The 12255-nt window shown below is 73.8% G+C and carries 12 protein-coding genes; 3 read left to right on the top strand and 9 right to left on the bottom strand.

Annotated features, from left to right (window positions below):
- Positions 1 to 198: 198 nt before the first annotated feature.
- The 3 genes from DER29_RS01910 to DER29_RS01920 form a co-directional block, all read right to left on the bottom strand.
- A complete protein-coding gene (locus DER29_RS01910; RefSeq protein WP_121395740.1) occupies positions 199 to 1827 on the bottom strand; it encodes an isovaleryl-CoA dehydrogenase in 1629 nt (542 codons plus the stop codon).
- A complete protein-coding gene (locus tag DER29_RS01915; protein WP_121395741.1) occupies positions 1824 to 2423 on the bottom strand; it encodes a TetR/AcrR family transcriptional regulator in 600 nt (199 codons plus the stop codon). Before DER29_RS01915 ends, DER29_RS01910 begins: the two co-directional genes overlap by 4 nt.
- Positions 2424 to 2644: 221 nt before the next feature.
- Positions 2645 to 3085, bottom strand: coding sequence for a hypothetical protein (locus DER29_RS01920; RefSeq protein WP_121398929.1), 441 nt, complete (start codon positions 3083 to 3085; stop codon positions 2645 to 2647).
- Between the two features lie 368 nt (positions 3086 to 3453).
- Here DER29_RS01920 and DER29_RS01925 point away from each other — a divergent pair, with 368 nt between their 5' ends.
- Entirely contained in the window at positions 3454 to 4416 is a 963-nt protein-coding gene (locus DER29_RS01925; RefSeq protein WP_158618951.1) for a hypothetical protein, read from the top strand.
- A 249-nt stretch (positions 4417 to 4665) separates the two neighbouring features.
- Here the strand turns inward: DER29_RS01925 and DER29_RS01930 are convergent, their stop codons facing one another.
- The 3 genes from DER29_RS01930 to DER29_RS01940 form a co-directional block, all read right to left on the bottom strand.
- Positions 4666 to 5517, bottom strand: coding sequence for a phosphotransferase (locus tag DER29_RS01930; RefSeq protein ID WP_158618952.1), 852 nt, complete (start codon positions 5515 to 5517; stop codon positions 4666 to 4668).
- Positions 5518 to 5793: 276 nt separating this feature from the next.
- Positions 5794 to 6279 (bottom strand): GNAT family N-acetyltransferase, encoded by a 486-nt coding sequence (locus DER29_RS01935; RefSeq protein WP_121395744.1) that lies wholly within the window; start codon positions 6277 to 6279, stop codon positions 5794 to 5796.
- A gap of 178 nt (positions 6280 to 6457) precedes the next feature.
- Complete coding sequence (locus DER29_RS01940; RefSeq protein ID WP_233599616.1) at positions 6458 to 7990, bottom strand: MFS transporter; 1533 nt, start codon at positions 7988 to 7990, stop codon at positions 6458 to 6460.
- A 117-nt stretch (positions 7991 to 8107) separates the two neighbouring features.
- Between DER29_RS01940 and DER29_RS01945 the strand changes: the two genes are divergently transcribed.
- Entirely contained in the window at positions 8108 to 8689 is a 582-nt protein-coding gene (locus DER29_RS01945; RefSeq protein ID WP_121395746.1) for a TetR/AcrR family transcriptional regulator, read from the top strand.
- Positions 8690 to 8718: 29 nt separating this feature from the next.
- Here DER29_RS01945 and DER29_RS01950 read toward each other — a convergent pair whose 3' ends face one another.
- Complete coding sequence (locus DER29_RS01950; protein ID WP_121395747.1) at positions 8719 to 9432, bottom strand: GAF and ANTAR domain-containing protein; 714 nt, start codon at positions 9430 to 9432, stop codon at positions 8719 to 8721.
- Positions 9433 to 10021: 589 nt separating this feature from the next.
- Here DER29_RS01950 and DER29_RS01955 point away from each other — a divergent pair.
- Positions 10022 to 10255, top strand: a complete 234-nt coding sequence (locus DER29_RS01955) for a hypothetical protein (RefSeq protein WP_121395748.1) — start codon at positions 10022 to 10024, stop codon at positions 10253 to 10255.
- A gap of 21 nt (positions 10256 to 10276) precedes the next feature.
- Here the strand turns inward: DER29_RS01955 and DER29_RS01960 are convergent, their stop codons facing one another.
- Both DER29_RS01960 and DER29_RS01965 read right to left on the bottom strand, forming a co-directional pair.
- Positions 10277 to 10987: a GAF and ANTAR domain-containing protein gene (locus DER29_RS01960; protein ID WP_158618953.1), complete on the bottom strand. Its 711-nt coding sequence runs from the start codon at positions 10985 to 10987 to the stop codon at positions 10277 to 10279.
- A gap of 328 nt (positions 10988 to 11315) precedes the next feature.
- Positions 11316 to 12254: a hypothetical protein gene (locus tag DER29_RS01965; RefSeq protein ID WP_121395750.1), complete on the bottom strand. Its 939-nt coding sequence runs from the start codon at positions 12252 to 12254 to the stop codon at positions 11316 to 11318.
- Position 12255: the final 1 nt, after the last annotated feature.

A 12255-nucleotide genomic window follows, 5' to 3' on the forward strand; every position in this document is an offset into this window, starting at 1 on the left:
GGTGGCCGGCCCGAGTCGTGCCTCGGCCTGTCGCGTACCGGCAGTGTCCGTCGGCAGACTAACGAGCGGCACCGACGATCGGCGTACGATTTCCGACCGCCGGAGTGTGGGCGACGCCACGGTGGCGAGCGGGTCGACCGCCGGTGTGGGCGCTCTCCCGCGTGCAGGCCCGGGCCCGGTGGGCCCCGCCGCCTCCGGTCAACCCACCTTGGGCACGGCGCGGGCGATGATCGCGGCGAAGTCGACGCCGCGGGGCAGCGTGCCGTACGCCTGGCCGTGGTCGCCGCCAAGCCGGGAGGCGCAGAAGGCGTCGGCGACGGCGGGGTGACCGTGCCGCACCAGCAGCGAGCCCTGCAGGACCAGGGCGAGCCGTTCGACGACGCGGCGGGCCCGCAGCTCGACGTCGTCGTGGTCGGACAGGTCGGCCTGCACGCGGCGTATGGCGGCGTCGAGTCGGGCGTCGGCGCCGGCGGCGGCGGTCACCTCAGCCCGGAACGCCTCCATGACCTGGGGTTCCCTGGTGAGGGCGCGCAGCACGTCCAGCGCGGCGACGTTGCCGGAGCCCTCCCAGATCGAGTTCAGCGGGGACTCGCGGAACAGCCTCGGCATGCCCGACTCCTCGACGTAGCCGTTGCCGCCCAGGCATTCGAGGGCCTCCGCGGCGTGCCCCGGCCAGCGCTTGCAGACCCAGTACTTGCCGACGGCGAGGGCGAGCCGCTTGAACGCGGTCTCGCCGGCGTCGCCGCGCGCGGATCGGTCGGTGGCCCCGGCGAGGCGCATCATCAGGACGGTGGCGGCCTCGGACTCGACCGCGAGGTCGGCGAGCACGTTGCGCATCAGGGGCGCCTCGACGAGGTACCGGCCGAAGGCCTGCCGGTGGGTGGCGTGGTGGGCGGCGGTGATCACGCCCTGGCGCATCCCGGCCGCCGCGCCGATGACGCAGTCGAGGCGGGTCAGGTTGACCATGTCGATGATGGTGCGCACGCCACGGCCCTCGTCGCCGACCCGCCAGGCGACCGCGTGCTCGTACTCGACCTCGGCCGAGGCGTTGGAGCGGTTGCCGAGCTTGTCCTTGAGTCGCATCAGCCGCATCGGGTTGCGTGTGCCGTCCGGCAGGACGCGCGGGACGAGGAAGCAGGTGAGCCCGCCCGGCGCCTGGGCGAGGGTGAGGAAGACGTCGCACATCGGCGCCGAGGTGAACCACTTGTGCCCGAGCAGCCGGTAGGTGCCGTCCGGCTCGGGGCGGGCGGTGGTGGTGTTGGCGCGTACGTCCGAGCCGCCCTGCTTCTCCGTCATCGACATGCCGGCCAGCAGTCCCCGCTTGGCCAGCGGCGGGCGCAGCCCGAAGTCGTACGACGTGGCGGTGAGCAGCGGCTCGTACCGCGCGGCCAGCTCCGGGGCGTGCCGCAGCGCCGGCACGGCGGCGTAGGTCATCGAGATCGGGCAGCCGTGGCCGGCGTCGGGACGCCAGGTGTAGAACTTGGCCGCGCGGGCCACGTGCGCGCCGGGCCGGTCGTCCGCCCACGGCGCGGCGTGCAGGCCGTGCGTGACGGCGGTCCGCATCAGCTCGTGCCAGGCCGGGTGGAACTCCACCTCGTCGACGCGGTTGCCGTGCCGGTCGTGGGTGCGCAGCACCGGCGGGTGCTCGTTGGCCAGCCGCCCGTGCTCGATCGCCTGCTCGTCGCCGCCGAGCCGGCCCAGCTCGTGCAGCTCGGCGGCGGCCCAGCCGGCGCCCTCGCGGTCGAGCGCGTCGAGCAGCGCCGGGTCGTCGGCCGCGTCGTGACCGACCAGCGGCGGAACCTGGTTGAGGACCTCGTGCGTCGTCACGGCGACACTCCCAGCGCGCGGTGGAGGAACGTGATCAGGTGCTCGATGGTGCGCGGCCCGGCGACCCCGGCCGCCAGGGGGCCGACCATCGCCTCGGCCAGGGCGCCGACAAGCGCGGTGGCGGTCAGCTCGGGATCCTGCGGGGGAAGCTCGCCGTTCGCCACCCCCTGCGCGACGTGACCGGCAATCAGCTCGGCGTACGCGCGGCGGAAGACGAGCCGCTCGGCGTCGACCGCCGGGTCGGCCGGCTCGGCGAGCAGGGCGTACGCCAACCGTGGGGACCGCAGCGCCCGGCCGGAGAACGTCTCGATGACGGCGGTGACCCGCTCGGCGACGGTGCCCTCCAGCGCCGCCGCGCGTGCCACCGCGTCCACCTCGCGCTGCGAGGCCGTGCGGAACACCTCGGCGACCAGGTCGGCCTTGGTGGGGAAGTGCCGGTAGACGCTGCCGGTCGCCATCCCTGCCCGCTCGGCGACGGCGGCGACCGAGCAGCCGGCGTACCCGTGCTCGGCCATGATCTCCAGCGCGGCGGCGATGATCCGCTCCCGGGACGCGCTCAGCCGAGCCTGCACGCGCTCGGTGCTCCGGTAGACCACGCAAGGATTGAACCACCATTCAATCCTTGCCGGCAAGGGCGCCGCCGCAGGCGCTCCCACCGTCGCACCGCCCCCTGCGGCGACCGGCGGAGACGAACCCCGCCGGGGACCCGGTCACCCACGAAGCCGCCGGCAACGGGGGAAGGGCCACCCCCGTCTCCGGGAAGTGGCCCTTCCGTGCAGCCGGTACGCGACCCGCCGGCGGACCGGGGCAGATGCGCTCAGCAGCCCTGCCGCCGGCTGTAGATCTGGTGGCGCTGGCCCGCCCACCCGATGTAGCCGACCGCCTCGACGCAGTAGGACGCCGTGCCGGTGACGCCGACCGGGCCGGCGTGGTAGCTGAAGTCACCGGAGTCGGTGTCCGCGCTACCCGAGCGGGTGCAGTGTGCGCCCTCGCCGGAGCGCTCGGCGCAGCGGTAGATCTGCACGAAGGTCGGTGCCGACTTCCCGTAGGCCGCGCCGCGGTGGTAGAAGCACGCGCTGTTGGTGCCCCCGCTGCTGCTGTTGTAGTAGATCACCAGTTCGCCGAGGCCCGACGACTGCACCTGGCTGTAGATGATCGTGCCCGAGCAGGAGCCGGCAGCCTGAGCGGCGGGTGCGCCGATCGTCATGACCGACGCGACGGTCACCAGCGCCATCAGGGTCGAGAACACTCTCTTCATGGTCACCAATCCACAGTCGACTGTCTTCCGATGTGGATCATGATCGCACGACGCGCGCCCCCGGCACCGCCCCCGTCGCCGGGCGTCAGAGCTGCCGCAGGATGGCCACCTTAGGCGGGACACCTGGCCGCGTCGCCGCCATGCCGACGCCGACCAGTCTGTCCATTGTCCCCCCGATCGCATCCCGGCCATCAATCGACGGCCGCGCATGCGCCACTGCCCCGACCACCGCCGCCGCAAACCTCTCGCGACGCCACCCGAGGGACGCCCGCCGATGCGAGCAGCCCACGCATTGTCCAATTTATCCAACTATGCCGGTATTCGTCTATACAGTCGATCGTGCCTTCTCGAGGGACGGGAGGGCCTGATTGAGCAGAGGCGAAAACGTGAGACTAATCCGGCGAATTTCCGCCACCGGTGCGATGGCTGTCGCCGTCGGCGCCGTGGCGCTGTCCAGCGCGACCCCGGCGCTCGCCGCGCCCGGCGATGCCAGTGCCCGCGGCGTCGTGGTCGACCTATCCGCGGCGGTGGCCGGCGTTCCGGTGATCACGGCCGACGTGGTCATCGGCAGCGCGACCGCACCGGCCGGCGGCGGTACGGACACCGACACCGCTCTGGCGATCACCATCCCGGGCGCCCTGGGCGTGACGGCCACGGGCACGGTGGTCGAGGTGAGCGCCACCCGAGGCGAGACGGCCTCATCGGCGAACGCCGAGATCGCCGACGTGTCCCTGGCCGTCCTCGGGACTCCCGTCATCGACGCCGAGGTCATCACTGCGGCGGTCAACTGCCCGCAGACCGGCGCGCAGACGGCGGACACCACCTTCACAGGGCTGGAACTGTTCGGCGAGCCGGTGGTACTGGTGCCGAACACCCCCGGCGTCACGGCCAACGCCGCGGTCACGATCCCGGGGGTCATCGGTGCCGCGTTGAACGCGACGCTGACCAACGTCGAGACCGTCACCGACGACGGCGCCGTCGCCGTCGCGGTGCAGGCGACCCTCCGGTTGACCGGCACCATCGTCGGCGGGCCGCTGCTGGACATCCCCGTCGGCACCGTCATCCTCGCCGAGGCGCGCTGCGAGCGTCCGCTCGGCCCCACACCGACCCCGACGCCGACGCAGCCCACACCTTCACCGACACAGCCGACCGCGCCGCCCACGGACGACCCGACCCAACCGCCGACCGCCAGCCCCAGCCCCATCCTCCCCGTGACCGGCGACGACTCGACCCAGCTGTGGTGGCTGCTCGCCATCGGCGCCGCGATGGTGACCCTCGGCGGCACCGCCTCGCTGCTCCTGCGTCGGAGCAGGGCGTCGCTCGACGCATGACGTCAGCACGCTGAAGTAGATCATGGCGAGGGGCTTCCGGCCGGCAGGTCGGAAGCCCCTCGTCGCACACCTCGACGTCGTGGGTCGACCGGTCCGAGAAAGATCACGGATTGCCGGCCGGAAGGCATCCGCGCGGCGGCCTGCGCTGCCTTCCGCCCCCGTTCCTGCCGCCCCGGCGCAGAAGCCAGGCGGGAGGTGGACCCACCGCCAGCCGCAGGAGCCGCGCCTGCTCGCTCGCCGCGCCCTGCGTTACGGGGCGTGGCGCCACCAGGGACTTGCGACGACGAGTTCCTCGAGGTCACGGACGTCCACGGCAACCGTCTGCGCGGGGGTGCCGGGGCGTTGGAGCGCGACGCGGAGGTCCGAGGCGAGGTAGCTCGCCTCGCGCACCTCGCACTCCCGGCGGAGGGTGGTCGGGGACGTCTCCGTCGCGTCCGCGACGACGTCGAGGACGGCCTCCATGTGCGGGCCGCTGAACCGGACCAGGAAGAACCAGTCGTCCATCGGTTCGCCGAAGCGCGCCCACTCGAAGTCCAGCAGCGCCGTCACACCGCGATCGCGAGCGAGCCAGTTCCCCCAGTGGCAGTCCGCGTGAACCGGGACATCCGTGCGTGACTGCGACGGCGCGCCCTCCGCTATCGCCCTCAGGCCGTCGAGCACCGGGCGGGGGACGATGCCGTCCCGGTCCAGGGCGGCGATCTGTCCCACCTCGGCGAGGAGCGCGGCCTGGCTGACGAACCCGCCGTGGTCGAGCGTCTCCCCCAGCGTCTGCCGGGCGGGGGCCGCAGGCGTCCAGCTGTGCATTACGTGCAGCCGCTGGACCGCCTCCTCCGCCAACTGGCACGCGGTCGCCTCGTCGACGCCGGGCATGTCCATGCCCGGGGTCGTCCCCGGCGCGCGGGCGTAGCAGGCGTAGCGGACCTCGCGGGTCTCCAGCTCGTAGCGCCCGCTGTCGAGCAGCGGCGCCGTGATGCCGGCGGGCAGGTGGGGCGCGAGGGCGATCTCCCGGTCCAGTCGCGAGTGGCGGCCGGCGTCGATGACCTTCACGACGACGTCCGCGCCCAGGTAGACGTGGTGCGAAAGGCTGTCGGCGACCGTCATGGGGCCGGCGTCTCGGCCCAGGACCGCCGAGGCGATCGCGTGAGCCACGGCAGAGGCCTGTCGCGGGTCGATCATCGGCGGTCGCCAAGCGGGGCGGCCGTCGTCCTGGCGGGATTCATCCGAGTGTCCGATCGTGAGGGCCGGTCGCGAGCACCCTATCCCCGTACGGCGATCGGCGGTGTCCACCTTCGACGCGCCCGGCGGCGGCACGGTCTCGACGACCGGCGGCCGGCCCGGTCCCGCTCTCGGAGGAGGCCACCAGGGGCGGCGGTGGGCTCACCAGTCGAGCCGGTACCGCTGTTCCGGACGACCGCTGCCCGGGTGCGGTGCGGCCTCGCCGCGCGGCAGCCAGCCGGCGCTCTCGTACAGTCGCACCGCTCGCGGGTTGTCCAGGTAGACGCCCAGCTCGGCGCCGACGAAACCCGCGCCCGCCAGGTGGGTGGGCGCGGCCCTCAGCAAGTGCCGGCCTACGCCCCGGCCCCAGCTGTCGGGCGCGACCCCGAGGTACCGGATCTCGGCGGTCGACTCGTCCGTCGGCACCGGCTCGACGGCGGCGAACCCGACGACCCGATCCGCGTCGAGAGCGACGAGCAGGAAGGACCGGGGTGTGCTGCCGACCACCGCCTCGATCAGGGGCCGAGCGAGGCGCAGCGGCGCGATCTCGGTGTCGCCGTCGCGGGCCGCGGTCGCCGCCGCCCAGATCCTGGCGGCCTCGTCGATGTGCCGTTCGTCGGAGGTCGGGCGTACCCGCACGTCGCTCATCGGCACAGTCTGGCGACGCCACGTCCCGGTGGCGACCAGGTTTGTCGCCGGCCGGCGTGCGCGCGGAGGCCACCCCGCCGCGCGGGCAGGGGCGGGGCGTGGCACGGCCGGCCGGGGCTCAGTCGCCGCGGGCGCCCGCCGGTCGAGTGGCCGAGCCGACGCCGGCCGCGGTGCCGCGTCACCGGTCGCGGGGTGACGGTACGAGCTTCCAGGCGACCACGCCGGCGGCGATCAGCAGGACCGCCGCGATCAGCGAGGTCGTCTGCATGGCGTGGACGAAGGCGTCCCGGGCGGCGGCCAGGATCTCGGCGCCCTGCTGCCCGTTGCCGGTCAGGGCCCGGTCGGCGGTGGCCAGTGACTCGTGCACCGCGTCGCCGGTCGGGTCGGGCAGGGTCGACAGGTCGGGCAGGGCCGACCGGTAGAGGACGGTGTGCAGGGTGCCGAGCAGCGCGATGCCCAGGGCGACGCCGAACTCGTACGCCATCTCGGAGATGGCCGAGGCGGAGCCGGCCCGGTCCTTCGGCACCGCCGAGAGCACCGCGTCGGTGGCGGCGGTGAAGGCGAGGCCGACGCCCAGGCCGATGACGACCAGGCCCAGCGCCAGGGGCGCGTAGCCCGCGTGGCCCTCGCCGATCGCGAGGACGACCATGCCGGCGCCCGCGGTCAGCAGCGCAGCGCCGAGGGCACGTCCGACGCCGAGGCGGTTGAGCGCGGCGGCGGCGATGGCGACGACCGCGATGGACGCCAGGGTCAGCGGCAGTTCCCGGAGGCCCGCCTGGAGCGGCGAGTAACCGCGGACGAGTTGCAGGTACTGGGAGAAGAAGAACAGCAGGCCGCTGAAGGCGAAGATGGCGATCAGGCTGGCGACGACGGTGCCGGTGAAGACCGGGCGGGCGAACAGCGTGATGTCCACGAGCGGGGCGGGCAGACGGCGCTGGCGGCGCACGAACAGCACCCCGCCGACGAGGCCGGCCGCGGCCGCGCTGACGCCGGCCAGGTCGACGCCGGCCTTGGCGGCGTGCTTGACGGCCCAGACCAGTGCCACGATCGCCGCCACCGACAGCAGAGCGCTGAGCAGGTCGAACCGCCCGGGACGCGGGTCGCGCGACTCGGGCACCAGGGCGGCGACGCTGACGAGCACCAGCAGCATGATCGGGACGTTGATCACGAAGACGGAGCCCCACCAGTAGTGCTCCAGCAGGGCCCCACCGACCAGGGGACCCAGTGCCGCGCCGCCGGAGGCGCCGGCCGACCAGACGGCGACGGCGCGGGTGCGCTGGCGCGCGTCGGTGAAGATGTTCCGGACGATCGACAGCGTCGAGGGCATGAGCGTCGCGCCCGCCACGCCGAGCAGGACCCGGGCGGCGATCAGCCAGCCGGCGCTGGGAGCGAAGGCCGCCAGCAGCGACGCGGCGCCGAAGCCGGTGACGCCGGTCAGCAGCAGCCGCCTGCGCCCGATGCGGTCGGCCAGGGTGCCCATGCTGATCAGCAGGCCGGCCAGGGCGAAGGAGTAGGCGTCACCGATCCACAGCAGCTGCACCGCGGTGGGCTGCAACTCCGCGACCAGCGCGGGTACGGCCAGCGCCAGCACGGTGCCGTCGACGGCCAGCAGCGTGACGGCCAGGGTCAACGCGGACAGGGCGGCCCACTGCCGCAGTCCGGCGGGGCCGGCGGCAGTGGCGGGGTCGGGTGCCAGATCCGCGTTGCTCACGCCGCCCACGCTACGGACCAAATGGTCGGCTGTGCAAGCCGATTGGTCGGTTAAGGTGGTGATGCGCCCGACACCCCGCCGGCACGGCCGGCGACTCAGGAACGGAAGGAGACGGGCATGCCGCCTCGCGAGCGTGACACCGCCAGGACCCGCCGGGCGGTGCTGGATGCTGCCGCCCGTGCCGTCGTCGTACACGGCGCGGGGGTCAGCCTGGACCTCATCGCCCGCACCGCCGGGGTTTCCAAGGGCGGGCTGCTGCACCACTTCCGCAGCCGGGAACAGCTGCTGCTGGAGCTGGCCCGCGACCTGGCGGAGCAGTTCACCGCCGCCGTGCACGCCGCCGTCGATCCGCGCGACCACGCCCGGGGCCGGCTGGTGCGCGGTTACGTCAGGGCGACTCTCGACGGGCTGGGCGACGGGTCGACCGTTCCGGAGCACGTCATCCTGGCCGCCTCGCTGGCCGGCGTACCGGGCGTGGCCGATTTCCTGCAGGAGGACGACCGGAGCTGGACCAAGGCCCTGGAAGCCGACGGGCTGGACCCGGACCGCGCGCGACTGATCACACTCGCCGCGGATGGAGCCGCCGTGGCCAGCCTCTACGGGGGCGGCAGGGACCCGCAGGACACGCGGCGCCTACGGGACCTGCTCATCCGGCTGTCGCGCGGCGAGGGCCGACTCGTCGACCCGGCTGAGCAGTGACCGGGGCCGTGCCCGGCACGTACGGCACGTCAGGACCTGGATGTCCCGGTCGCGCGGTCGACCAGGGCCTGGGCCACGTCGCGGACCTTGCGGTTGGAGTCCTGCGACGTCTTCGACAGGATCGCGAACGCCTCGGTCGGGGTGCAGCGGTGCTCGCCCATGATGATGCCCTTGGCCTGCTCGATGACCGCGCGGCTCGCCATCGCCTCCTGCATCTGCCGGGCCAGCGTGGCGGTGCTGTCGTAGAGCTGCGCGTTGGCCAGGGCGACCGCGGCGTACGCGGCGAACGTCTCCAGGACCGCCACCGCGTCGTCATCGAAGGCGTGCGGGGTGTGCGCGTAGACGTTGAGCGCTCCGACGACGGCCTCCTGGATGGGCAGACCCACCGAGACCGAACTGCCGACTCCGGCCTTGCGGCCCTGCTCGGCCCAGTCCGGCCAGCGGTCCTCCGCGCCGAGGTCGGGCACGGACAGGACGCTGCCGCTGGCGGCGGCGTCCAGGCACGGGCCACCCCCCTGGGCGTACTGCCGCTCGTCCATGTCGCGGGCCACGTCGTCGGTGAACGCGGCCGTGTGCCCGGTTCCGCCGCGGACCAGCGTGACCGACACCCCCACCGGTACGGGCAGGACGCGCTTGGCGAGTTCGGCCACGCGTTGCAGGACGTCGTCGAGGCCGACCTCACCGAGCTTGATGCGACCGAGTTCGGCGAAGGCGTCAGCGGCGTCCGTCGACGGATGCGTCATGGCAGGGCCCTCACGACCGGCGCGCTCCACCCACGAGATCGGAGAAGAGGTGGGTACGCGCGGATGGCAGCCCGCGATGGCGGACCGCTGCACGGACCCACCATGGCGGAGCCGGGACCCGCGCCTGTTCCTTGACGCCGGTTCGCCACACCCGGTAGGCGGGCGTGGGCTACAGGGCCGCCACTGTACCCGCCCGCGAGGGCGAGCGCACCGCCCGTCGAGCCGCTCGACCTGGAACCGGGCATCAGCAGGTGTAGGACCACCGCGGGAGGGTAGGGACCATCCCGGGTCAAGACATGTGCCCTCCGAAGCCCTCCCCCTGCCGCGCCCCGCGCCGCAGCGGACGGGCCAGCCCGACGCAGCGGAGGCGCCATGTTCACGGACGGAATACCTCGCCCGCGCGGAGGCTGCCGGGCCCGTCACGACGCGGACCGCGCCGGCCTCGGTGAGCCGATCATGTCGTTGACCCTGACCTGCGAGGGCGCGACGAAGCTGATCACCGTCTCGGGTGAGATCGACATGAGCAACGCCCACCTGCTCGCGGAACTGGTGGAGTCCGTCTGCCGCCCCCCCGCTGCCGGCGATCGCGGTGGACCTCTCCGCGGTGCGGTTCTTCAGCGCGCACGGCGTGAGCGCGCTGCTCCAGGCCCAGCAGACCGCGGCCGACGTGGGAGCCGCGTTCCTCCTGTGCGATCTCGCGCCCTGTGTCACCTACATCCTCGCCACGACCGCCGTTCTTCCGAACTTCGCGCTCGCCGGTGGCCCCGCGGCCCACCGCGGCGACGGCCGGCGACGTGGCCGCGCGCCGCCCCCGGACCCGTGACCGCTGACCGGTCACCGTCCGTCAGCTCGCGAACTGGCGCAGGATGGCGCCGGCCGTGCCGGTCAGCGCCTGGCCCGGCCCGGTCGCCGCCACCAGCTGCCGGTAGGCCGACCCGGCCGGAATGCCGTCCCGGTCCATCAGCAGCCCGAGTGCCCGTTGGATGAGGTCACGGCTCCGCAACGCATCAGCCAGACCGGCGAGCAGTTGCTCGCTGCCGGCGTCCATCCGGGGAAGCACCTCGCTCCGCCCGGCGTGGTAGCAGGACTCGACCCGCCGGCTCAGCAGCCGCATGCCGGCCGCGTCGCGGGCGTAGAGGTTGAGGGCGGCGACCGGATCGCCGCTGCCGGCGAAGAGCGGCACGGACAGCGACGCCCGGATGCCGTACCGCCAGGCCACGTCCCGGAAGCCGGGCCACACCACCGCACCGGCGACATCCGGTACGCCGACCGTCTCGCCGGAGTGCAGGGCGGTGAGGCAGGGGCCGGCGTCGTCGGCGTACTGGGCCAGGTCGAGCGCCAGGGCCGCCTCGTCGCTGGCGGCCTGGGTGCGGTGCCCGTCCGGGGCGAGGACGGTGGCGGAGGCGAAGTCCACCGGACCCACCACCTGCGCGCTCAGCCGGACGATCGCGCTCAGGTGCCCCGGCAGCACCGGAGCGTCGTCGGGCAGGCCGGCGAGGACGCGCAGCGCCTCCGCCAGGTCGTGCGGCGACTCGTCCGGCCGGGGCGAAGGCACGCTCATCTCCTGCCGTTCGGGCCGCTCACACCCGGACGGCGTCCGTCACGAGCGCCGCGGTCACGGATCCGGCCCGACTCGACGAAGGCGTCGGCGGGACTCACGGTTGCGCCATGGCAGAGCAGTCCTTCTCGCCGGCGTACGTCGGCAGGTAGGAGACGAAGGGGCGGTCACCCGTCCGGTCCCCCGGGCGTCGCCGCCCGGGACCGACGGCCGTGACGCCTTTCCTACCCGCACGTCACCGGCCCGCAAACCCACTGGATCGGCGCCGCTCACACCAGCGCCGGGTCACCTCGACCGGTCGGGCCCTCGATACCGGTCGCGGCCCTCATCGGGGGGCGACCACAGACTGGCCCGGCCCGCCTGCGCGCAGAATCTGCATGGTCTGGCCCGCGACCTCGGCGGTGACGGGGCCGCCGGGGTCGAGGCCCAAGCTCCGGGCGAGGTCGCCCAGGTGCAGGCGGGTGGCAGCCTCGAGGAGGAGCGCGTACGTGTCGGTCGCCGAGCGCAGGCGTACGCCGGCGACGATTGCCAGCACGACGGCCGCGAGCGCGGCCGGCCACCACCACACCGTCAGGAACAGGTAGAGCACGGACCAGGCGCCGAGCACCGTGGCGCGGGTGAGGTTCTGCCGAGCGGTCGTGATTTCCGTGCGGGTCGTTTCCGGCAGGGTCAGCCAGAGGTACGGCCACACCAGCGCCAGGTCGACGCTCAGATCGCGGTCGAGCCGTGTGGCGACGGCGTGGATGCGGTCACCCAGAGCCGTGGGACGGCCCGGTCGTTCCGCCGAGATGCGCGTCATCCGGCGCCATGCGTCGGTTCGCGGTGCCGGATCCGGGTGCTCGCCCTGACCACGTTGCCGGGCGGCCTCGTCCCGCCGTTCCAGGTAGGCGCGGGCCGCCGTGTCCCACCGCTGTTGCCGCCGCCGCACCGCCCACTGCGCGAGGCGCCGAACGGGAGCCGGCCAGTCGTGCCAGTCGGCCGCGAGCACGACCCGCTCGATGCCGGAACCCAGGGCCTGCGCGATGGCGCCCACGACGGCCGCACCGGCCAGCGCCGCCAGCAGCAGCGCGATCTGGGCGCCCGCGCCGTCCACGGAAGCCAAGGCCGTGATGTGCTCGACGAGCCGGCCCATGGCGAACGGGTGCGCGTGCCCCAGCGTGTGCGCCGCCCCCGCCACCGCGAGATAGAGGGCACCGGGCAGCACCAGCAGAGACAGCCACCGCTCCGCCAGCTGCTTGGCCAACTCGCTGAAGAGGCCACCCATG

The organism is Micromonospora sp. M71_S20, from assembly GCF_003664255.1.
Taxonomy (GTDB): domain Bacteria; phylum Actinomycetota; class Actinomycetes; order Mycobacteriales; family Micromonosporaceae; genus Micromonospora.